This window comes from Paenibacillus sp. J22P277 (assembly GCF_059383675.1).
This window is the reverse complement of record NZ_JBXENS010000006.1, coordinates 91,038-113,012: the sequence shown is the minus strand read 5'-3', so window position 1 is coordinate 113,012 and position 21,975 is coordinate 91,038. Positions and strand designations below refer to the sequence as shown.

General features: G+C 59.6%; 16 protein-coding genes. 10 read left to right on the top strand and 6 right to left on the bottom strand.

The features are described 5' to 3' along the window. Positions 1–80: 80 nt before the first annotated feature. Positions 81–764, top strand: coding sequence for a DUF6022 family protein (locus AC50YL_RS21445; protein ID WP_494834609.1), 684 nt, complete (start codon positions 81–83; stop codon positions 762–764). A gap of 184 nt (positions 765–948) precedes the next feature. Then, a complete protein-coding gene (locus AC50YL_RS21440) occupies positions 949–1,980 on the top strand; it encodes a methyltransferase domain-containing protein (RefSeq protein ID WP_494834608.1) in 1,032 nt (343 codons plus the stop codon). A gap of 55 nt (positions 1,981–2,035) precedes the next feature. Here AC50YL_RS21440 and AC50YL_RS21435 read toward each other — a convergent pair whose 3' ends face one another. From AC50YL_RS21435 to AC50YL_RS21420, 4 genes are all read right to left on the bottom strand, one after another. Beyond that, positions 2,036–2,503, bottom strand: coding sequence for a DinB family protein (locus AC50YL_RS21435; RefSeq protein ID WP_494834607.1), 468 nt, complete (start codon positions 2,501–2,503; stop codon positions 2,036–2,038). Between the two features lie 41 nt (positions 2,504–2,544). Beyond that, entirely contained in the window at positions 2,545–3,057 is a 513-nt protein-coding gene (locus AC50YL_RS21430) for a HugZ family pyridoxamine 5'-phosphate oxidase (protein WP_494834606.1), read from the bottom strand. Positions 3,058–3,594: 537 nt separating this feature from the next. Further along, positions 3,595–7,320 (bottom strand): non-ribosomal peptide synthetase family protein, encoded by a 3,726-nt coding sequence (locus tag AC50YL_RS21425; RefSeq protein WP_494834604.1) that lies wholly within the window; start codon positions 7,318–7,320, stop codon positions 3,595–3,597. 74 nt (positions 7,321–7,394) lie between these two features. After that, the gene (locus AC50YL_RS21420) at positions 7,395–9,152 is read right to left on the bottom strand and encodes a methyl-accepting chemotaxis protein (RefSeq protein ID WP_494834603.1); all 1,758 of its coding nucleotides are present in this window, start codon (positions 9,150–9,152) and stop codon (positions 7,395–7,397) included. Between the two features lie 611 nt (positions 9,153–9,763). Here AC50YL_RS21420 and ilvD point away from each other — a divergent pair. The 6 genes from ilvD (at position 9,764) to AC50YL_RS21390 (ending at position 17,496) form a co-directional block, all read left to right on the top strand. Then, positions 9,764–11,452 carry a dihydroxy-acid dehydratase gene (ilvD, locus tag AC50YL_RS21415; RefSeq protein WP_494834602.1) on the top strand — a complete coding sequence of 563 codons (1,689 nt, stop codon included), beginning with the start codon at positions 9,764–9,766 and terminating at the stop codon, positions 11,450–11,452. A gap of 116 nt (positions 11,453–11,568) precedes the next feature. Continuing rightward, positions 11,569–12,192, top strand: coding sequence for a TetR/AcrR family transcriptional regulator (locus AC50YL_RS21410; protein ID WP_494834600.1), 624 nt, complete (start codon positions 11,569–11,571; stop codon positions 12,190–12,192). A gap of 60 nt (positions 12,193–12,252) precedes the next feature. Beyond that, positions 12,253–13,476 (top strand): YhgE/Pip domain-containing protein, encoded by a 1,224-nt coding sequence (locus AC50YL_RS21405; protein ID WP_494834598.1) that lies wholly within the window; start codon positions 12,253–12,255, stop codon positions 13,474–13,476. Positions 13,477–13,533: 57 nt separating this feature from the next. Further along, positions 13,534–13,950, top strand: coding sequence for a VOC family protein (locus tag AC50YL_RS21400; protein ID WP_494834597.1), 417 nt, complete (start codon positions 13,534–13,536; stop codon positions 13,948–13,950). Between the two features lie 154 nt (positions 13,951–14,104). Beyond that, the gene (locus AC50YL_RS21395) at positions 14,105–14,890 is read left to right on the top strand and encodes a phospholipase D-like domain-containing protein (RefSeq protein ID WP_494834595.1); all 786 of its coding nucleotides are present in this window, start codon (positions 14,105–14,107) and stop codon (positions 14,888–14,890) included. A gap of 176 nt (positions 14,891–15,066) precedes the next feature. Further along, positions 15,067–17,496 carry a sensor domain-containing diguanylate cyclase gene (locus tag AC50YL_RS21390; RefSeq protein ID WP_494834594.1) on the top strand — a complete coding sequence of 810 codons (2,430 nt, stop codon included), beginning with the start codon at positions 15,067–15,069 and terminating at the stop codon, positions 17,494–17,496. A gap of 62 nt (positions 17,497–17,558) precedes the next feature. On the opposite strand, the gene AC50YL_RS21385 is transcribed toward AC50YL_RS21390, so the two are convergent. After that, complete coding sequence (locus AC50YL_RS21385; protein WP_494834592.1) at positions 17,559–18,245, bottom strand: TetR/AcrR family transcriptional regulator; 687 nt, start codon at positions 18,243–18,245, stop codon at positions 17,559–17,561. A 191-nt stretch (positions 18,246–18,436) separates the two neighbouring features. Between AC50YL_RS21385 and AC50YL_RS21380 the strand changes: the two genes are divergently transcribed. Then, positions 18,437–19,888: a DHA2 family efflux MFS transporter permease subunit gene (locus AC50YL_RS21380; RefSeq protein WP_494834591.1), complete on the top strand. Its 1,452-nt coding sequence runs from the start codon at positions 18,437–18,439 to the stop codon at positions 19,886–19,888. A gap of 158 nt (positions 19,889–20,046) precedes the next feature. Here the strand turns inward: AC50YL_RS21380 and AC50YL_RS21375 are convergent, their stop codons facing one another. Beyond that, positions 20,047–20,859, bottom strand: coding sequence for a helix-turn-helix domain-containing protein (locus AC50YL_RS21375; RefSeq protein WP_494834590.1), 813 nt, complete (start codon positions 20,857–20,859; stop codon positions 20,047–20,049). A gap of 166 nt (positions 20,860–21,025) precedes the next feature. On the opposite strand from AC50YL_RS21375, the gene AC50YL_RS21370 reads away from it, so the two are divergent. After that, complete coding sequence (locus tag AC50YL_RS21370) at positions 21,026–21,838, top strand: phytanoyl-CoA dioxygenase family protein (RefSeq protein WP_494834589.1); 813 nt, start codon at positions 21,026–21,028, stop codon at positions 21,836–21,838. The last annotated feature ends 137 nt before the right edge of the window (positions 21,839–21,975 follow it).

The following is a 21,975-nucleotide window of genomic DNA, read 5'->3' as shown; positions in this document are numbered from 1 at the left end:
AGTATAGCATATAACGATTAATCTAACGGTATTAAATTATTATTTATCACTGTTAAATTGCTGCGGGGAGACGATGAACGATGACGAGAAGCACGATTGAAGCGATTACCCGAATGGCCGAAAAGACAATGGCGCACGCCTGGCGAGCGGTATTCGAAGACCAACAAGCCGAGTTGAAGGAAATGTTCGCCGCCCACGGCGACCGCGCCTACGGCGTATGGATCCAGCGGTTCATGCTGCCCGTTGCCGCAAGGCTTGCGGAAGAAGGATACAGCATCAAGCCCGGCTTCAACCGCAAGGATTCCGTGGAGAACTGGGGACCTCCGGAAGAGCGCGAGCGCTGCGCCTGGTACGTCGTGCGGACGGAGGACGGCGGCGCGCCGGGAACGATGGTGCTCCAGGTGTACCATTCGCACCGTTCGTTTCGCCTGCCGCGCGCTCCGCGGCTGCTTGCGCTGGAAGCGACGGAGCGGGAGGCTATCGTCGCCGCGATTTCCGATCCCTCCTTCCGGATCCGCTGGGATCTTCCGCAGGAGCGGCTGCCGCTGCAGGAACCGCATGGCGCAACCGGACGGCAGTCGTTCGAGTATGCGACGGATGCTTCCCTCGGCGACGGCTTGAAACCCGGGGAGGACGGCCAGCTGCACGGCTGGAACCTCGACGACTCGCTCGCCCACTGGGGCCGGTACGGCTGGGAGCTCGTCTCCGTCGCGCCGGCATCGGGCAGGCTCGTTGCTTTCTTCCGGCGGCCCTGCGCCGATTGAGCAACGAGGGCCGCGTCATATCGACGGCCGCAGGGTTCATACAATGACTGTATGGAGCAATTCGGAGGAGGGCGGTCTTCTATCATGGCTGCAACATTCGGCTACAAGGTTTCGGTGCGGATAAGGCATAACGGCACGGCTGCAAGAGGCTCTGCATCGCGGGCGAAGAAGAGGGGGGCTGCGCATGCAGCGCGTTGATCTGGGCTGCGGAGCCGACAAACACCGCGAATGCGTCGGCATCGACCTCATGCCGTCCGTTCATCCCGATATCGTGCATGATTTGAACGACAGGCTGCCGCTGGAGGACGATTCCGTGTCCTTCCTGCTCGCGAGCAGAAGCTTGGAATACGCGAAGGATATGGGAAGCGTGATGAAGGAGATCTACCGGGTCTGCAAGCACAAAGCGGTCGTCTGCATCGTCGCTCCGCATGCCCAGGCCGCGATTCATATCGCGAACCCGGCGGCGCGCAGCCATTTCAACGAATACACGCCGTATTATTTGACGCCGAAGGAGCATCATCACGAAATCGTATCGGCCGCGCAGTTTTCGCCGGAGTTCATTGCCGAAGAGGATCTCGGTGTCGATTTCCGGCTGCTGCGCATGGAATTTTTCTACTTCCCGCTTTATTTATCGCCGCTCTACGAGCCGGGAGAACGGATCGGCTTGATGGACGTGCAGCTTAACATGGTGGATGAGATCCTGTATCATTTCGCGGTCGTCAAAGAACCGATCACCAAGCAAGAATGCAGCATTCTGGCCGGCTCCCCCTTGGAGGAACCGGCCCGCATCAAGGAACGGCGCCTGCACGACAGCATGCTAACGAGGCAAAATGCCGAAAATGTCATCGAGTCCGAGCCCGCCCCGCAGGCCGAGGGTGAGGTAGAGCGGCCTGCCGCGGAGGAAAACGGCCGAAAGAAAGCGGCGGGTACGATCAAACCGAAGGCCAAATCCGATCCCAAAGCGAAACCGGAATCGAAGACCGGCACCAAAACGGATGCCAAAACCAAAACGGATGCCAAACCCAAGCCGGATGCCAAACCCAAACCCGATTCGAAGGCCGTCCCCAAATCCGATCCGAAAACGAAGCCGAAGGCGAAACCCTCGAAGGCCGGCACCGCGAAATCCAATAAGCAGATGCAAATCAAAATGGTGGAACCGGAAAAGCCGGAAGTCGTCCGGCGTCCCTCGCGCGTGGTGTATTTGCGCAAAGACTAACCGAAAGCGGCCCCGAAAGCGGCAGATTGCCGTTCTCGGGGCCGCTTGCGTCGCGCTAGGCCTGCTTATCCTTGGCGCTCTTCTGAATGAGGGAAATCTGACCGGCGTGGATGCCGGTATGGTACATAAGCCGGCCGACCGCCTCGAGCGGCGTCGTCGCGGGACCGCCCATCGGCGATTCGACGGGCTCGGTCCAGGCTTCCTCCGGGAGATCGCGCATGGCCATGCGCAGATGTTCGTTGGAATCGCCCAGCAGCTGCAGCAGGTCGGTCAGGTTGGCCTCGCCGCCGCTGTCGCCGGCCGGCCCGGCGTTGGTCGAGAGTCGGATCCCTTCCGGTATCGGTTTGCGGAAGAACCATTCCGTGAACATGAATTCGACTTCCGCGTTGTGCTTCAGCATGTAGCCGATGGAAGCGGGGCCGGCCTTCAGCGCCAGGTCTTCCTGGGGCAGCTGCGAGGCGGTGCGGAAGAAGCGGGACTGGATGGCGCTCCAAATGGGAAGCACGGAATCATAGTGGCTCATGGCGTTATTCCTTTCTATTGGCGAATATGGAGGCTGGCAGATCAGGCTTTTGCCGCCGTTTGGCCGTGGCCGTCGCGGTTGACGTGATCGAAGGTATCGCCGGCGAGATCGATATCGTAGGCCTGCCCGAACCCCGCGACGTAACGGCCTTCCCGAGCGGCAAGCTCGAACAGGGAAAAATCGAGTCCGCGCAGCATGGCGATCATGTTCCCGCCGAATCTGGCTTCGAACAGCGCGAAGATTTCTTCGTGTCCTTCATTGCCGACGTTGGCGGCGCTGCAAACGAAGCGCGCGCGTTGGCGGGCGAACAGATTCGCGGTGCTGGATTCGTCCTCGATCAGCATGACGTCGACGAGCGGATTGCTTTCGAGGTGGCGGAAATGATTCGCGATCCGGCTGATATAGATGTAGAACCGGCCTTCATGCTTCACGAACGGAGCATAGGAGATGAACGGGCTGCCGCTCTCGTCGACGGTGCTGAGCAGCAGCGATTTCAGGCTGTCGGCGAAGAGCAGATACTGCTGTTTGATCTTGTCGTTATCGATCGGTTTCAAGTCGTTTCCTCACCTTCTTCGAATAATGGATGTTCGCGGTCCGGAGCCGGCATGCACGGAATCGTGGATTCCGGATGTTCTGCGGCTGCGCGCTTACGGACGGCGTGAGCCGATCGCGGCCGCCTTCGGGAGTTTCGTGCGATTAGGGACGGTTGATGTCCGGGCGGCCTCGTCAATGACGGCATTTTCGCTGTTCCGTGCTTTGCAGGGCGGCTGTTATCGCCAGAAGCGAGGTAAGCAGCACGGCTTTGAAAACGGCTTGCTTCATGATACGGAAAACCCTCCATACGTAAGCGATAATGAATGCACTCGAATTATATCAATAATGATAATCATTATCAATTAAATTTTTGGCGATCCATGGAAACCCGCCGACGGGAGTCGCTTGCGCAGTAAGTTTGCGACCGGAAAACCGGACATACATAAAAGCGGCGCGCTTCCCCGAACGGGGAGCGCGCCGCTGCCGTATTTCCACTAAGCCCCGAGACCATCTCGCCATGCGGCGATCCGGCATCCAGCTTCGGATAGGAGGTTATTTTAAGAAGTTACCGCCGGCATGGCGGGGGCAGCCGGCCAATACCCGATTTTCGCCGCGTAAGCGATCATCCGGCGCAGGAAATCGCGATCCGGTTCCGCGCAGCCGATTCCCGTGCCGTTCAGGAGCGCGGTCGTTTCCGCGCAGCCGTAACGGTACGGGGAATTTTTGGCGCCGTCGCCTTCCAGCTGCGCCATTGCCAGCTTGACCGCTTCGAGGTTGCCGGTCGCGCCGCTGTGCATCAGCCATTCGCCGTAAGCGGACGGCGCCAGGGTCTCGATGTCGTAGCCGAAGCTCCGCAGACCGTCCAACAGCTGCGAATACGGCAGTTGCACCGGATTGCAGATGTGGTACACGCATCCGATCGTATCGGGACGCAGCGCCAGATGGACGATCGACTGCCCGGCATAATCGATCGGCGTGAAGTCCACGTCCCAGTCGGCTTCAACCGCTTTGCCGAAGACCAGCATCGCTTTGATCATGCGGTAGAACGCATTGCTGTCGATGTTGCGCTGGAATCTGCCGTTGAGCGAGTGGCAGGTCAGATTGCCCGCGCGGTAAATCGTCACGTCGAGCCCGTGGCCGGCCGCTTCGATAAGCAGTTTCTCCGCTTCGAGCTTGCTGTTCGTATAGACGCTTTCGACGCGCAGGCCGGCTTCGAACACCGGCTGCTCAAGCACCCGTTCCCATTGCCCGCTCAAGGCGAGATCCTCGGGGATGCCGAGCGTGGAGACGTGATGGAAGCGCACGCGCCGCGGCAGCACCTCGGCCAGCCGCACCAGATGGCGGGTACCGTCGACGTTCGTTTTCGCAAACCGTTCCTCGTCGCCGAAATGGCGGACGTCGGCCGCGCTGTGGATGATCGCGTCGATCTTCGCCCGAATGACCGCGGCATCCGCTTCGGAGAAGCCGAGATCGGGACGTTCCAAGTCCCCTTCGACGGCGATGACCCTGCCTTGCATCAAGTCCAGGACCGCCGGTCCGAAATAATGGCTCATCGTGTCCTGCAAACGGGTCAAGCCGTTCCATTTGCCGGATTTCCGGACGATGCAGTAGATCTCAGGGCTGCTTTGCTGAAGCAGATCGTACAGCAGCTGAGAGCCGAGATAGCCGGTGGCGCCGGTCAGCAGCACGGCCTTCGGCATCGCGTCAAGGGGAAGCGGACGAATCTCGCCGAAGGCAAGCGGATATTCGTCGAGCGCCGTTTTGTCGCGCTTGGCCGAAATAGCCGTAACCGTCGGAGTCGCAGCAGGCAACCGAAGCGCCTCCTCCAGCGCTTCGGCCTGCAGTTCCTCCGTTCGCCGTGCCAGCGCCGCGACCGTTCTGCAGCGATAGAAATCGTTGATTTTCAAGCCGGGGAAGACCGGCATCAACAGCGTCAGCACGTGCATGACCGCGAGCGAATCGCCTCCGGCGGCGAAGAAATCGTCGTGGATGCCGACCTGCTCGAGCTCGAGCGCCGCTCTCCAAGCCTGCGCGATCGCGGCTTGGGTATCGTTCTCGGGCCCCGGGCCCCGCGCTTCGGCGTTTTCCTCGCGATGCTCGTAGCCGGCCAAGGTTTTACGGTCGATTTTACCGGTCGGGGACAGGGGCATCGCGTCCAGCTGCACGATCCGCTTCGGCACGAAATACGCGGGCAGCTTCTCGGAAATCTCCCGTTTGATCAAGGCCGGCGGAACCGGGTGTCCGTCCCGGGACGTGAAGAAGCCGATCAGCATGTTGTGGCCGTTCGCGTCCTTCTTCGGAATGACGGCGACGTTCTGCACGTTCGCGATCTTGATGAAATTGTCCTCGATCTCGCCGATCTCGATCCGATGGCCGCGGATCTTGATCTGCGAGTCGCGGCGTCCGGCGTATTCGATCGTGCCGTCCGGCAGCAGCTTCACGATATCGCCGGACCTGTACATCAGCTCGCCTTCCGCGAACGGATTCGGGACGAACGCCGCGGCCGTCTTGTCCGGCTGGTTCAGATACCCTTTGGCCAGTCCGACGGTGGAGATGCACAATTCGCCGTGAACGTTGACCGGGCAGAGCCGGTTCGCTTCGTTCACGATGTATACCTTGTAGTTGCCGATCGGTTTTCCGATCGGCACGTTCGTCAGCTCGTCCGGGATCAGCGCGTCGACGACATGCGTCGTGGTGCAGACCGTGCATTCGGTCGGCCCGTAGACGTTCACGATCGCGATGCGGTCGCGGAAATGGCGCTGGAACGCCCGCACCTGCGCGCCGTAGAGCGCTTCGCCGGCCACGGTGATGAGTTTGACGCCGGCCAGCTTGCGGTAACCCTCGTCCGACAAGTAGGCGGTAATTTCATTGAAGAACACGGTAGGGAGGATCGCGACGATCGTCGTTCCCGTGCGCTCCACGGCGGACGCGAACAGCTCGACCGAGATTCGCTCCTCCGGCGAGAGCAGGTACAGCGTCGCGCCGTAGAACAGCGCGCCGATCGTATCCCAGACGGAAGCGTCGAAGCTGTAGGTCGAGAACTGCGTGAGCACGTCCTCGGGCTCGATGTTGCAATCGCGCCGGACCGTTTCCCCGAGGTTGACGACGCCTTCGTGTCGAATGAGCGCGCCTTTCGGCCGACCCGTCGATCCGGACGTGTAGATGATATAGGCGAGATCATCCGGCAGGACGGCCACGTTCGGATTGCCCGAGCCGTTGAAGCCGGCAAAGTCCCGGTCGCACGCCAGCACGTCCTTGACCGCTGCGGCGCCGGCGCTCAGCCCCCGCGCGCCCTCGAGATAACGTGCCTTGGTCACGATAAACGCGGAGCGAGTGTCCGCCACGATATATTGGTTGCGCTCCTCGGGATGTTCCGGATCCACCGGCACGTAGGCGCCGCCGGCCTTCAGCACGCCAAGCAGGGAGACGATGAGCTCGATGCTCCGCTCCATATAGATCGTCACGAAATCGCCGACGCCGATTCCTTGCGCGAGCAGGGCGCGGGCCGTGCGGTTGGCCGCCTCGTTCAACTGCCGGTAAGTCAAGGCGCCTTCGGACGAGGATACGGCCGTTTTATCGGGGTAACGGACGGCCATCCGTTCCACCATCCCGTGAACGGTCTCGTTCCGTTCGTAATCCGCTTCGGTGGCATTGAGCAGCCGGTGGGCCGCCGCGTCCGCTTCCGTTAGGATATCGACGCCGGCGATGCTTTGGTCCGGATCCGCGAGCGCGGCTTCCAGCAGCGCGGCGTAATAATGCGCGAAACCGGCGATCGTCTCCGCTTTGAACAGCGAATCGTCGTATTCCACGACGGATGTCCAGACGCCTTCGCTTTCGCGAAGCTGCCAGATCAGCTGCTCTCCGGCGGCTTTCGGCGACCGACGGACGGCGAATCGGGTTTCGGCCTTGCCGCCGTTCGACGCAGCGCGGTCAGCCGCGACGCGCACGAGCTCGCGGATGCCGCGGAACGTCGCGCCCGGTTCGATCTCGAGCGATACGCAAGCGGACGAATCGTTCAGATGCAGTCCCGCCGTCAGTTCCTTCTCGCCAGACATCCGGTAGATCCAGGCATAATAAACGGCAGCCAGCAAGTCTTCGACCTGCGGATCGGCATGCGCGGCGCGCTCCATCGCTTCGCTCAACCGGGCTCCGAGCGAATGCTCGGCGATCGAGAATGCGCAGGTACGGTGATGTTTGGGGAAATCGGTCGGCAGCAGCAGGACGTTATCGCGTAGGTCGGTATTCGCTTGTGAATCGACGATTTTCTCATTCATGGCTCTCATCCGTTCTCCCCTTGATCCATTGCAGGGCATGATGGTTTATTGGTTGGCTTGCGCGATTACGACGACGGAACGGCTTATCGTTTCGGGCTTACTTTGAATTGGCCGACCAGCGATTGCAGCTCTTCGGACACGGCGTTCAGTTCCGTCGAAGCTTCCACGATCGTGCCGAGCGATGCTTTCTGCTGCTCGATCGAGCTTGCGATCCGCGAGCTGTTCTCGGCGGTCATGCCGGCGGTCGCGGAAAGCTCCTCCGACGTGGCGGTCAGCTCCTGCGTGCCGGCGGACATTTGCTGTGTCGAGCCGGATACTTCGTGGATCTGATTGGAGACCGTGCGCGTGGCGAGCAGGATATTGCCGAACAGGTACTCGAGGTTGCCGGCGACTTCGATGCCCGAGCGAACCTCGCCGGAGCCTTGTTCCATCGCATGGACGGCCCGGGAGATCTCCGCTTGGATTTCCTTGATGAGCTCGGTGATTTGCGTCGCGGACTGATTGGATTGCTCCGCCAGCTTCCGGACTTCTCCCGCGACGACGGCAAAGCCTTTGCCGTGCTCCCCGACCCTGGCAGCCTCGATCGAGGCGTTGAGCGCCAGCAGGTTGGTTTGCGCGGCGATGTTCGCGATGACCGAGACGATGTTCTCGATTTCCTGGGAACGGCTCTCGAGCTGCTTGACGACGGCGCCGGTGTCGGAGACGAATTGGTCGATTTGGCTCATCTGCTCGGTCACCTGCTTAACGACGCCATTGCCTTCAATCGAGATTTGTTCCATGACGGACGCTTCGTTGGCCACTTGCGACGAATTGTCGGAGATGCTCTGGATGACGACCGCCATTTCGGACATCGCCCGCGCGCCTTCGCCGGCGGCTTGCTCCTGGGCGGAGATGTTATGCATGATTTCGTTGATGCTGGCGGTAATCGTCGACGCTTCCGCGCTATTCTGCTCGGATATGGCATGCAGCCGTTTGGACGAGGCGTTCAGCAGATGGGTGGCTTGCTGCACCTTCACCATCGTTTCGCCGATGCGGCCGACCATCACGTTGAATTTCGCGTTGATCCGACCGAGGTCGTCGTTCCCGGTCTTGATCGAGATGTCCAGGTTGCCCTCGCTGACCTGCTCGATGCCGCGCATGAGTTCTCTCAGCGGCTTCATCGTCGTGCGCGAAACAAGATATTGAACGAGCAGCACGATGACGAGGAAGATCGCCATGATGCCGATGCCGCTCGTAAGCAGCTTGTTCAGTCCTTTCGGAACGGCGCTCGCGTCGACGTCGGCGGCGAAATACGCGAAGGTTTTCCCGTCCGCATCATGGATCGGGTACGCGACGGTCGTCCACGTGCCGAAATCGTCGGAGTAGAAGGACGTAAAGGTCGGCTTGCCGGTGGCGAGCATGCTTTTCAACCCGTCCTCGACTTCTTTCGGCTGCTCGTAGAAATCGCCGATGTTCAGCTTCGCTTCCTTGAAGGCGTCCATCAGGCTGGTCGGCATGGCGACGAGCGTCGTCTGATTGCCGTCTTTCAGTTCGGTTCCGAATATGTACGCCTGCGCGATATTGGGATTATCTTTATTGACGGCGTCGAGATACGTCCGCAGCTTCGCTTGCACGGGGCCGTCGTAGCTTTTTTCCGTCACGGCCTGCTCTACGGCTTTCGCGTCGAGTCCTTTGGCCCAGGTTTGGGTAACCGCGGTAATCTCGCCGTGGAGTTGATCGATCAGCACGTTTTTCTCGATCAGATAGCCGGACGCGATGAGCACGGCCCCGATCAAGATGATGTTAAAGGACGAAAGTAGCAGGTTTTTCATAAAAAAAGACATGCCGATCATTTTTTTCATGTTGTTTCGCTCCTGGTATGATTGTAGTTGGAACTATGCCGGATCCTTCTTATGTGCAGGTCTAAACTCCCTCCTTCTGGGACTGATGCTTTGGGGAAACGCGTAAAACAGCCGAAAATACCCAAGACTTTTATATTATCGTAAGGGAAGGACTGGAATTTTATAGAATTCACAAACTTTACAAAATTCTTCTGATTAATTACAAGGGAAACGCATACGAAATAGGAGCGAAAAAGAGGCTTTGCATACGTAATAAATACAGCCGAGGCAGGACGGGAAATCGCGGCATTATAGCAAAGAAAGGGCTTCCGGAAAACGGAAATCGTTTATCGGTTTGTCGGAATTAAAGGTAAGCCGGCATAGGCTGAATTCCGATGCGAAAAATCCCGCGCCGGCAGGACGGGGGATACGGCAAGCGTCCAACCAAGCGCACGCCGCTGATTAAGGGATGCGCGAATGGGATATTATATCCGAGATATTCGCAAGCGGAATCTCCCGATGCGAACGCGAGGCTGCGAGGAACTCGTTGTAAGAAATGTAAGTATGCGATATATTGTATACATATATCGATTATGAATCTTAGCTTCATTACGAAAGGATGGTAAGGCTTAATGAACGACAAAAAAGATCTGCGCATCCGCAGCAAGGTCATCAGCGAAGGCGCGAACCGGGCTCCGAACCGCGCGATGCTGCGCGCGGTCGGCTTCACGGACGAAGATTTCAAGAAGCCGATGATCGGGGTGGCGAGCACCTGGAGCGAGGTGACGCCGTGCAACATGCATATCGACGGACTCGCCCGCGCGGCCAAGGAAGGCGTGCGGGAACACGGCGGCGCGCCGCTCATATTCAACACGATCACCGTCTCGGACGGCATCTCGATGGGGCATGAAGGAATGACGTTCTCGCTGCCGAGCAGAGAGACGATCGCCGATTCGATCGAGATCGTCACCGGCGCGGAGCGGTTCGACGGACTCGTCGCCGTCGGCGGCTGCGATAAGAACACGCCTGCCTGCCTGATGGCGATCGGCCGCTTGAACCTGCCGTCCGTGTACGTCTACGGCGGAACGATACAGCCCGGAAAGCTGGACGGCAAGGACGTCGATATCGTCAGCGCGTTCGAGGCGGTAGGAAGCTACCACGACGGCAGGATCACCGCGGAAGAGCTGCACAAGGTAGAATGCAGCGCTTGCCCGGGCCCGGGCTCCTGCGGCGGGATGTATACAGCCAATACGATGGCTGCTGCCGCGGAAGCGATGGGCATGAGCCTTCCCGGTTCATCCTCCACCGCGGCGATTTCTCCGGGGAAGGAACAAGAGTGCCGGGAAGCGGGCGCACAGGTGCTGCGTCTGCTCGAGAGCGGCATTTATCCGCGCGACATCATGACGAAACAAGCGTTCGAGAACGCCATCACCGTCGTTATGGCGCTCGGCGGCTCGACGAACGCGTTCCTTCATCTGATCGCGATCGCCCACTCCGTAGAAGTGGAGCTGACCTACGACGATTTCGAGCGGATTCGCGCGAAGGTGCCCCATCTGGCGGATCTGAAGCCGAGCGGCCGATTCGTCATGGAGGACTTGAACCGGATCGGCGGCGTACAGGGCGTCATGAAGCTGCTGCATGCGGAGGGGCTGCTGCACGGGGAATGCATGACGGTTACGGGACGCACGCTGGCGGAGAATTTGGATGCGTCGGCGCCGCTCGCCCTTGATCAGACGATCATCCGTCCGTTCGATAGGCCGCTTAAGCCGAACGGGCCGTTGTACGTACTGAGGGGCAACCTCGCGCCGGAAGGAGCGATCGCCAAGATGTCGGGCATGAAGAAGCTCCGCTTCACGGGGCCGGCACGCGTATACGACAGCGAGACGGCCGCGACGGAAGCGATTCTGAACGAGGAAATCCGCGCCGGCGACGTGCTGGTCATCCGTTACTGCGGACCGCAGGGAGGTCCGGGCATGCCGGAGATGCTGTCCGTCACCGCGCTGATCGTCGGCAAAGGACTCGGCGGCGAAGTCGCGCTCATCACCGACGGTCGTTTCTCCGGCGGCTCGCACGGCTTCGTCGTCGGGCACGCGGCGCCGGAAGCGCAGGTCGGCGGTCCGATCGCACTGCTGCAAAACGGCGATCTCGTCACGATCGACAGCGAGACGCAGGAGATCTCGTTCGACGTGACGGCGGACGAATTGGCGGCACGCAAAGCGGCATGGACGGCGCCGCCGCTCAAGGCGAAAAGCGGCGCGCTCGCGAAGTACGCGCGCCTGGTGTCTTCCGCCTCGAAAGGCGCGGTCACGGATTTATTTTAATTCGTACCGCCTTCAAGCGAGCCGCGCGGCTATTTGATTGACATTCGGCCGAATAATGCGTATGATTTCGTTAAACAATCGTAGAATGAAATGAAGGCAAAGCGAGGCGAAAGGCATTGAAACGGATTCCCCGGACGAACAGGGACATGCAGGCGGCGGAACGCAGGGAACAGATATTGCAGGGCGCCAAGGAACTGTTCGCGGAACACGGCTTTCACGGCACCTCGATGCGGATGATCAACAAGCATGTCGGCATCACGGACGGTCTCCTGTATCATTATTTTCCCGGCGGGAAACAGGAGATTCTGGAGACGGTCTTCACGGAGGCGCAGGAGTCGAAGGTGGCCTTCATGGACGAACTTCTGGCGTCCATGGATCCGGATCTGCCGCTCGAGACGGCGCTGTCCCAGTTTTTGATCGGCTTGTACACGATCTTGACGGGAGACAGGGCGTTCATCCGGATCATGTTCCGCGACGCGGAATCCGTGCAATCGAACCGGCGGAATTTCTTGTCCGAAATGATCCAGCAGCGGCATCGCAGCCTTACGGAAGTGCTCCGGAAACGGGCGGAAGCGGGCGAGATCCGCGAGATGGACTTCGGGTTGGCCGCGCATCAGATGTTGTCCGTCGGCGTCATTTGCGCGCTTCGGGAAGTCTCGTTCATTAATGTCGTCGGCGTCGAAATCGAGACGTATATTCGTAATATGGTCACTTTCTCCGTGTCGCAGTGGCGAAAGTGATTTTTTTTGGCCTGTCCATTCACCGAGCGTTGAATTAATTAATTTGGAGGTCGTTTTTTAATGCTCAAGTTTTTCCGGCAAAAGCATCCTTATCTCGCCATTCTCATCGTCTTTATGGTCATTCTTGTCCTGGGTATGGCGCAGCTCGGCTCCTCCGTTAATCCGGTGCCGAAGGATCTTCCCGTGCTGCTCGTGCAGGGCGATGCCGGAGCCGAGACGCCTGCGGGCGAGTCGAATTTCGGCAAGCAGCTGTCCGATCGCATACAGGCGGCCGAAGCGCCGAACGGCGGAGAGATGCCGCTGATATGGCGAACGGCATCGTCGGAGGACGCGGCCGTCGATGCGTTGAATCGCGAGGAAGCTTATGCCGCGCTCGTGATTCCGGCCGATTTCTCCAGTAAGCTGGCAAGCTTGTTGACCGCGGACCCGCATCCCGCGGGCGTCACGCTGTACATCAATCAAGGCATGAATTACAACGGCTCGACGATGACGAATCAAATCTTGACGAAGCTGATGGACGGCGCGAGCGGCCAAGTCCGGGAACAAATGCTGGCGAACGCTTCCGACCATGGCGGCATGCTGACGGTGAAGCAGTCGGAGGCATTGGCGGCACCGATCGCGGTGACCACGCGCAATCTGAATGCCGTAGGCGCGAACAGCGCGAACGGCAACGCGCCCGTCGTGCTCACGCAGCTCGTCTGGTTCGGCGCGATGGTGGCGACGGTGATGCTGTTCGTGGCGGCGAAGAAAGCGACCGAGCACGGCTTCCGTCTTCATCGCCTCGGCATACGGATCTCCCAGATCGTCATGGGTGCCGTGGCGACGGGCGCCGCTTCGCTCAGCATCCTCTGGATCGCCGGCCAATGGTTCGGCTTGGCCATTCCGGATTACGCGGCGGTCGGCTGGTATCTGTTCTTCGCCGGCTTCATGTTTTTTCTCATCCAGACGACCGTCATGAGCTGGCTCGGGTTCTTGGGCATGCCGCTGTTCATTCTCGTCTTCTTCTTCGGCGCGCCGATCCTGACCCTGCCTCCGGAGCTGCTGCCCGCGTTCAGCCATCATTTCCTGTACGATTGGCTGCCGCTCCGCTTCGCCGTCGAGGGTCTGCGGGACCTGTTTTACTTTTCGGGATACCGGAATTTGAGCGCGCCGACCTGGACGCTGGCAGCGATGGGAGGAGGCGGCATCGTCTTGACGCTGCTTTCCGTGCTGAAGAAGCACGGCATCGCGTCGCCTGCGGCCGGGCCGTCCGAGGCGGCGGGCGTTTCCAGCGGCATCCAATAACCGCGGAATTTGACATAAGAGGGCTTATCCACTATCCTGACGAAGAGGTGATCGATAGTGGCTGTTCAGTCCGATAAAATTTTCGTTAATTTACCGGTTAAGGATTTAAAGAAATCCGTTCAGTTTTTCAACGAGGTCGGGTTCGGGTTCAATGCGCAATTCTCCGACGAGAATGCGGCATGCATGGTCATCAGCGAGCATATATTCGTCATGCTGCTGTCCGAACCGTACTTCAAGAATTTTACGAAGAAGAAAGTGGCCGATGCCAGCAAAAGCACGGAAATGATTCTGGCCATCTCCGCCGCAAGCAAGGAAAGCGTGGACGAAATCGTCTACAAGGCGCTGTCCTCCGGCGGTAAAATATCGAACGACCCGCAAGACCACGGCTTCATGTACGCTTGGAGCTTCCAAGACGTCGACGGCCATTTGTGGGAAGTCATCTACATGGACGAGAGCGCCGCGTCCCAAGGCTAAGCCCGTCCGCGAATCGACAAGAGAAGACTCCGCCGCAGCGGAGTCTTTTTTGGTTGCGGGAGAGCCCGAGCCGCTCGCATTCCGGGCGGCGGCGCGGTTGAACGTCGCGGAATTCGTGGTAAACTAAGGAAAACCGCATGCAGGAGGCAGCAGCATGAAACGCATTCCTTTCGTACTTCCGGCATTGTTAGCCGTGTTCCTCTCCGGCTGCTCCATCTACGCTTCGCCTTCGGCGTCGGCTCCGGCCGCTGAAGGGATTCAGGCGGAATGGGCGTTCACGCAGGCGGACCAGCAGCCGGAGCGGCTGCTGATCGGCGTCATCGACGGTGCCGGCCAAACGCTCGACATCGCGATCTACAGCTTGACGAAGCCGGACATCGTGGACGCGATCAAGCGCGCGCAGAAACGAGGCGTCGCGGTGCGCATCATCACCGACCGCATCCAGGCCCAAGGCAAAAGCCAGCGCGAAGCGCTCAAGCTGCTCGGCAGCGCGGGCATTCCGATGAAGCAGAACAAGCACGGCGGACTCATGCATCTCAAAATGACGATCGCGGACGGCAAGACGGCGACGACGGGCTCGTTCAACTACTCGAAGGCCGCGAGCACGGACAACGACGAGGTGTTGATGGTGCTGCGGGGCAGCGAGGTCGCGCAGTCGTTCGAATCCCAATTTCAGGCGATGTGGGAAGATGCGGACGGATTCGTCTCCATCTCGCCCTCCATCGGGAAGGAAGCCGAAAACGTCTCGGAGACCGATGCGGAAGCCGAACCGGAGTCGGCGTCAGAGACGGAGCCGCCAGTCGGACCGACAGCCGGCGCGGCCGCGTTCGCGAGCTGCGCCGAAGCGAAGGCCGCCGGCAAAGCGCCGCTTCATAAGGGCGATCCCGGCTACAGCGCCAAGATGGACGGCGACGGCGACGGCGTCGCCTGCGAGAAATAAACGGCTGCCGCAGGAAGCGGGAAAGCCCGCCTATAGGCGGGCTTTTTGCCGTGTTGCGGAACCGGACGGCATTTTCACGCGGAATGCCGGAGGAATTTCGGTTTTTTTGTCGAATAAAGATCGCATGCATCCCCCCGGGTTGCCCCGGCTTCGACCAGCAAGGAGAGTGACCGAACATGAAAGCCGCGCTTCAACCCGCCAAGAAAAGGCCGACCCTGAACGGCAAGCTGCGATCGCTTGGCCTCGTATTCGTCCTAATCGTCGGCTGCGCCTGCACGTTGATCTTCTCGTATGTCGAGCTCGTGAATCAGAAGACGAGCATTCATCGCCAATTGGAACAAACGATCCTGCTGCAGCAGCAGTTTATCGATAAATGGCTGGACGACCGGATGTCGGACATTCGGCTCATCGCGAATTACCCCGCCGTCAAAAGCGGGGAAGCGGATCAAACGCTGGAGCTGCTCGGACTCGTCAAGAGCAATCACCGCGAATTTCGATCGCTGACCTCCGTAGACGACAAAGGCTATACCGCGGACGGCTTGAACATCCAGGACCGCTCCTACTTCGCGGAAGCGCGGCGGGGCAACGATTCGATCTCGGACGTGCTCCTCTCGCTCAAGGACGGCAAACGCATCATCGTGTTCGCGGCGCCCGTCATGGGTAAGGATGATCTTTTCAAAGGCCTCGTGATGGGAACGGTCGAGCTGACGACCATCGAGCAGCTGATGGAGCGGTTCTCGTACGGCGAGAAAGGGCAGACGTACCTCGTCGACCGCGACGGCACGCTGATTACGGGCGAAGGCAGCGGCGCCGATCATCCGGAGCGGGTCGGTCAGACCCTGCTCGAACGTGCCGAAGCCGGCATCCAATCGCGGCATGCCTACCACAATTACGACGGCATACCGGTGTACGGTGATTATCTGTGGACGAAGAACGGCAGCTGGCTCATCATCGGCGAAGCCGCCCGGAAGGACGTATTGGCTTCGCTCTATACGGAGCTCGAGTACGCGTCGTTGTTCATTTTGCTGGCGATGCTCGCGGCGGTGCTCGTCATGCTGCGGACCTCGAAGAAGATCGCGAACCCGGTCAACCATCTGCTGCGAGGCGTCCGGATGATCAAGGACGGGGGTTATCATTACCGCATCGACCCCGGCGTGCTGGACGCGTCGACGGTTGAATTCCGCCAGCTCGGCCTGACGTTCAATTCCATGTCGGACACGATCCTGGAGCATACGGCCGCGCTTGGCAAGGAGCGGAATTTCGCGTCGTCGATCATCGACACGGCGGCTTCGCTGATCATCGTCCTGGATAAGGACAGCCGCATTCTGCGCTTCAACGCCAGCTGCGAGACGGCCACCGGCTATACGTTCGAGGAGATGCGGAACGAGTCCATCTACGCCCGTTTGATCCCGGAGAACGAACGCGCTACCGTCGAAACGCATTTTATCGAGCTAATGACTACTCGGGGGAGCAACCGCAACGAGAATCATTGGCGCTCGCGTTCCGGGGAGCTGCGTCTCATCGCGTGGTCGAATACGATATTGCCGGAGACGGACGGCAAGATCAAGCACGTCATCGGCATCGGCATCGACATCACGGAGCAGCGCAAGGTCGAGCTGGCACTGGAAGAAAGCCGGGTGCGGCTGGGCACCATCATCGAGACGGTCCCGTCCGGGATCGTCGTCGTCGAGGAAAACGGCATGATCTCGATGGCGAACCGAATGGCGGAGGATATCTTCGGCATGGACAAGGCATCGATCGTGAACCGCGCGTACCAGGATGCCGTATGGGTGCTGTACGACTTCGGCGGCAATCGGATGCCCGTGGACGATTTCCCCGTCACGGTCGCCATGCGCACGGGACGGACGGTAACGAACCGCGAATTCATATTCGAGAAGCCGGGCGGCGCCCGTACGATGATTTCCTGCAATTGCTCGCCGGTATTCGATCGCGAAGGGCGCATTCGCAGCGTGCTCGTCTCGTTGTCGGACATCACCGAGCGGATCGCCGTGCAATCGGAGCTTCAGGCGGCGAACGACGAATTGATGAAGCTTTCCTCGCTCGACGGTTTGACGGGCGTCTTCAACCGCAGGTATTTCAACGAGCGGCTGCGGGAGGAATGGGATAAGCACGCGCTGAAGAACGAACCGCTGTCGCTGATCATGCTGGACATCGATTATTTCAAGGCGTACAACGACACTTACGGCCATCTCGGCGGGGATATGTGCCTGAAAACCGTAGCGGCGGCGATCCGCGATTCGCTCGACGGGCCGAGCCGCTTCGTCGCCCGCTACGGCGGCGAAGAGTTCGGCGTTGTGCTTCCGGGCACGGCACGGGAGGGAGCGGCGGCGCTCGCGGAATCGCTGCGGGTCCGGGTGGAACAACGGGAAATCGCGCACGCGAGATCGCACGTCAGCCGTTACTTGACGATCAGCCTGGGCGTGGCGACCGTCGTGCCCGACTTCGGAAGCGATGCGGAATCGCTGGTATCCGCCGCGGATAAAGGGTTGTACGAAGCCAAGCGGAGCCGCAACCGGGTTGTCGCGGAGGATGGTCGGCAAGCGGAGGCGGCAGCGTCCGCGGAAGCCGATTTCCGGGGCTTGTAAGCGAGGGAACGCCAAAAAAGGTCCGCGGGGATGCGTCTGATCGCATCCCGCGGACCTTTCGTCTAATACACGCCGTACGTCACTTTGCGGACCAACTGCTCGATTCGTTCGGTCATGGCCGAGTCGTCGATGCGCTCGTACACGTCGGGCTTGAACAGCTGACGCTTCTTGATCTGGTAGTAGTCGCCGATCGCGCCGCGCAGCGTCAAGTTATGCTTCATCAGGTAATGAGGGTCGAGCAGGTTGCGGAACATCAGCTCATCCTGCAGGATGAGCAGCGTCGCGTTGGATTCGTGGAGGCAGCCTTCCGCCATGCCTTGCTCGTAGAAGCGGCGCAAGCGTTCATGCCGCTCGCTGATCGCGACGTCGATGGAAGCCATCAGCTGCGGATACACCTCGCGAAGATCGTGGAAGAACACTTCCGTGCCGTAGTTCGCGATCATAAGCGTTTGGGCGAACGATGAGTTAAAGCCTTTGATGAAGGCCTCGCTGCTTCCGGTCTCGAATTGGCTTTCGGAGCCGACGACGAACCGGACGAACAGCTGCGCCAAGTAGTCTATGATTTCATCGCGTGAAGGAAAATATTTGTACAGGGTCGCTTTGGACAGGTCCATCGTTTTGGCGATGTCGTCCATGCGCAGGCTTTGAAAGCCGCTTAATTTCACGGGATGAAGAAGCTTGGCCACGTACTTGTTCTTGATGGTATCGTCCGTATATCGGCAGCTTTGCGTTTCATTGGTCGTTTCCATAAGCGCTCACACTCTCTTTCCATACCAGTTAGTATACACAAATCGGAACCCGAAATAAACTGTCTAGCCGAACTAAACTAAAAACGATGAAATGAGTTTACTTTATCTAGGTATTGGTGTATGATCAGTTCTGCGAAATGGCGCAGCCTGACGACGCCATTACTTTCAAGCAAGGGAGAGAAACCATCCTTATGAGCAATTCCACCGTTGCGAACGTCCGCTTCTGGCCCATTATGATCGCCATCTTCTTCGGCGCGTTCCTAAGCATTCTCGGGATCAGTACGATCAACGTGGCGCTGACCATCTTCATGAACGACTTTCATGCCGGTCTCAGCACCGTTCAATGGACGCTGACCGGTTTCATGCTCTCGCTGGGCACGATCGCGCCGTTGACCGGCTACCTGGGCGATAAATTCGGGTATAAAAATGTCTACCTCTACGCCATGGGCGGCTTCGTCGTCTTCTCGCTGCTGTGCGGCCTGGCATGGAACATCGAATCGCTGATTACGTTCCGCATCCTGCAGGGGATCTTCACGGGGCTGATCCTGCCGGCGACGATGACGATCATTTTCCAGGTCATCCCTCGGGAAAAGCAGCCCTTCGCCGTCAGCATCTGGGGACTCTCCGCCATGCTCGCGCCGGCATTCGGACCGACGATCAGCGGCTGGCTCATCCAACAGTTCAGCTGGCATTGGCTGTTCCTGATCAACGTCCCGATCGGCATCATCGCGATCGTGTTCATTATGATCATGATTCCGAGTTACCGCATCGGTTCCGCTACGCGGCTCGACAAGGTCGGACTGGTGACCGTCATGGTCAGCAGCGCGTCGCTGCTGGTCGCGCTCAGCGAAGGCCGCGAGTGGGGCTGGGGTTCCGGCAAGACGATCGGGCTGTTCGCGGTCGGCGTGCTGTTCCTGGCCGCGTTCATCGTCCAGGAGCTGAGATCGAAGAGCCCGCTGCTTAATCTGCGCGTGTTCGGCAATTACCGTTTCTCCATTACGCTGGTGGCGAATACGATTATCACGATCAGCCTGTATTCCGGCACCCTGCTCGTGCCGCTCTTCCTGCAAAACGTCCAAGGGACGTCGGCGATGGACACGGGGCTCGTCCTGCTGCCGTCTTCGCTGATCATGGCGCTCGCGATGCCGATCGCAGGCAAGATCTATCCGCGCGTCGGCGCCAAATGGATGACGGTGTCCGGCCTCGTGCTCATCATCATCGGCAGCTACGAGATGACGCAGCTCCACAGCGACAGCTCGAATTTCTATATTATCTTCTGGATGGCCGTTCGCAACCTGGGCGTGTCGTTTGCCGCCGCTGCGACGAGCACGGCCGGCATGGAAGAGATCGGGCCGTCCATGGTCGGCCACGCGTCCTCGGTGACGAACTGGGTCCGTAACGTCGGCGGGTCGTTCGCGATCGCGCTGTTCACGTCGCTGCTGGCTTCCCACTCGCTGACGCATGCCGCCGACTTGGCGCAGGCCGGCGGGAATACGCCGGCGGTCATTCAGATGCTCTCGTTCACGATGAGCGTGAACGACGTGTTCCTGATCGCGACCTTCATCGCGGTAGCCGCGATTCCGTTCACTCTGTTGATCCGCAAGAAACGCGGTACCGCGAAGACGGAAGCCGTGGCGGCTTAAGACGCTGACGGCAAAAGAGCGCATCCCGGAGAAATCCGGCGATGCGCTCTTTGCGTTTGCCGCAGGAATGCGGCACAAATGCGAGTGGCACGCTACAGCTGCCGACGCCTCCGCGTTCGCATGCGGCGATACGGGAGCGGCGAAGCCGCGCATGCGACCTACGAATGGTCTTGATTCTTGTAGGTTCGCGGGTTGACGCCGAACCGCTTGCGGAATTGGCTGGCGAAGTGGTTGTAGTTCAGGTAGCCGACCTCCTCGGCGACTTCCGCGGCCTGGCGGCCGGAATGCTCCAGCAGCAGCGCCGCTTGGCGGATGCGCATGTCGTTCAGCGAATCGATGATGGACGAACCCGTCGACTCCTTGTATAGATGCGATAGCCGCGACGGCGACAAGCCGATCTCCCGCGCCAGATCTTCGATGCGGACGGGGTCCTGCATGCGGGAGGAGAGCAGATGACGGACTTCCTCGATCCGCGGATCGAACTGCTTGGAGAGGCGCCGGGCGAGCAGCAGGACGATCTCGCGGATCGCATTCTCGCACAGCTCCCCCCAATATAGGCCGCGTTCGATGGAATCCGTCAGGATGCGCCGGAACGCCCGCTGCATGCGTTCGCGCGCGGATTCGTTGTCCATCGCGAGGACGAGCAGCTTGTCTTGGGGCAGGAGGCTCGTCTCCGTGATCCGCGACGTGAAATGCGCCCACATGAAATGCCAATTGCCGCCTTTGCGCGTCCCGTATTGATGGGGCACGCCGGGCTGCATAAGCGTGACGTCGCCGGCTTGGCAGAATCGTTCTTCTCCGTCGATGACGAAGTAACCGCTTCCGTCCAACGTATAGGTGAGCAGCCAGTCGCTCATGCCTTCAGGCCGTTTCATGGCGTAGGAATCGGGGTGGTTGAAATGTCCGGCAACGACGGTGCGAATGCCTTGTTCTTTGATGACGGAGGGCAAAGGGTTCTTTTTCGCGTTCATGGCTTGCGTTCACTCCCGGCGCAGCGTAGTTGGCTTCCAATATTTCGATTATAGCAGGATCGATGGAGTTTTCAGCATGATTCTTACTTCTGCTTCGCGGCGGCCGGTACTACAATGAAGACATGGAGAACACATCTCAATGCCATGCCAAGGGGGAAGATCACAGATGCCGCAACCGCTGCGCGCCATTACGGAGGAACAGAAGCGTCAGTTCGATACGGAAGGTTATCTGGTCGTAAAGGGACTGTTTTCGCCGGACAATCTGGCGGAGATCGAAAGCACGTTCGAGACGATGAGCCATGAAACGGTTCCCGGCTATTTCGAGCCGAATCTGGCTGGCGATGCCCAGGATCCGCTCAAGCGTTACCCGCGGGTCATGCATCCGCACCGCTTCAACGACACGGCGAAGAAATACATGCTGCACGCGCCGGTGCTGGGCATATTGGCCGACCTGTACGGCGAAGAGGCGTACGCGGCCCAAAGCATGTTCTATTACAAGCCGCCCGGCTCCAGGGGCCAAGCGCTGCACCAGGACAACTTTTATTTGAAAGTGGAGCCGGGAAACTGCATCGCGGCTTGGACCGCGGTCGACGCCGCGGACGAAGAGAACGGCGGCCTCCTGGTCGTGCCGAAGACGCAGTCGTACGACATCGCCTGCCCGGACACCTCCGCAGATACGACGGAATCGTTCACGAACCATTACGTGAAGCCGCCCAAGGACGGGGTCGCCATGCCGGTCATCATGGATAAGGGGGACGTGCTGTTCTTCAACGGCAACCTGATCCACGGCTCGTACCGCAACAAGACGAAGGACCGCTTCCGCCGGGCGTTCATCTGCCACTACGCGAATGCGTCCGCGGCCACGATCAATATCCACTACAATCCGCTCTTCAAAGCCGACGGCACGGAAGTGGTGCTGGAGGGCAATCCCGATGGCGGTCCGTGCGGCGTGGAAGTCGGCGAGTTCACGTACCATTAAAGCCGTGCAATCCGTGCAAGTCATGCAGATGCACGCGCGCCGCAGTCCAACGGACTGCGGCTTTTTGCCGTCCATGCCCGGCGCGAATTAAGGGATTCGGATCGCATCTGCCGAAGATAAGCATACTTTATCGGTGA

What these genes read in the sequence shown, in the direction of transcription:
- AC50YL_RS21375 (WP_494834590.1), bottom strand. Translation starts at nt 20,859, where the DNA reads ATGAACGCGAAAAAGAACCCTTTGCCCTCCGTCATCAAAGAACAAGGC.
- AC50YL_RS21435 (WP_494834607.1), bottom strand. Translation starts at nt 2,503, where the DNA reads ATGAGCCACTATGATTCCGTGCTTCCCATTTGGAGCGCCATCCAGTCC.
- AC50YL_RS21370 (WP_494834589.1), top strand. Translation starts at nt 21,026, where the DNA reads ATGCCGCAACCGCTGCGCGCCATTACGGAGGAACAGAAGCGTCAGTTC.
- ilvD (WP_494834602.1), top strand. Translation starts at nt 9,764, where the DNA reads ATGAACGACAAAAAAGATCTGCGCATCCGCAGCAAGGTCATCAGCGAA.
- AC50YL_RS21420 (WP_494834603.1), bottom strand. Translation starts at nt 9,152, where the DNA reads ATGAAAAAAATGATCGGCATGTCTTTTTTTATGAAAAACCTGCTACTT.
- AC50YL_RS21395 (WP_494834595.1), top strand. Translation starts at nt 14,105, where the DNA reads ATGAAACGCATTCCTTTCGTACTTCCGGCATTGTTAGCCGTGTTCCTC.
- AC50YL_RS21385 (WP_494834592.1), bottom strand. Translation starts at nt 18,245, where the DNA reads ATGGAAACGACCAATGAAACGCAAAGCTGCCGATATACGGACGATACC.
- AC50YL_RS21380 (WP_494834591.1), top strand. Translation starts at nt 18,437, where the DNA reads ATGAGCAATTCCACCGTTGCGAACGTCCGCTTCTGGCCCATTATGATC.
- AC50YL_RS21440 (WP_494834608.1), top strand. Translation starts at nt 949, where the DNA reads ATGCAGCGCGTTGATCTGGGCTGCGGAGCCGACAAACACCGCGAATGC.
- AC50YL_RS21425 (WP_494834604.1), bottom strand. Translation starts at nt 7,320, where the DNA reads ATGAGAGCCATGAATGAGAAAATCGTCGATTCACAAGCGAATACCGAC.
- AC50YL_RS21405 (WP_494834598.1), top strand. Translation starts at nt 12,253, where the DNA reads ATGCTCAAGTTTTTCCGGCAAAAGCATCCTTATCTCGCCATTCTCATC.
- AC50YL_RS21390 (WP_494834594.1), top strand. Translation starts at nt 15,067, where the DNA reads ATGAAAGCCGCGCTTCAACCCGCCAAGAAAAGGCCGACCCTGAACGGC.
- AC50YL_RS21445 (WP_494834609.1), top strand. Translation starts at nt 81, where the DNA reads ATGACGAGAAGCACGATTGAAGCGATTACCCGAATGGCCGAAAAGACA.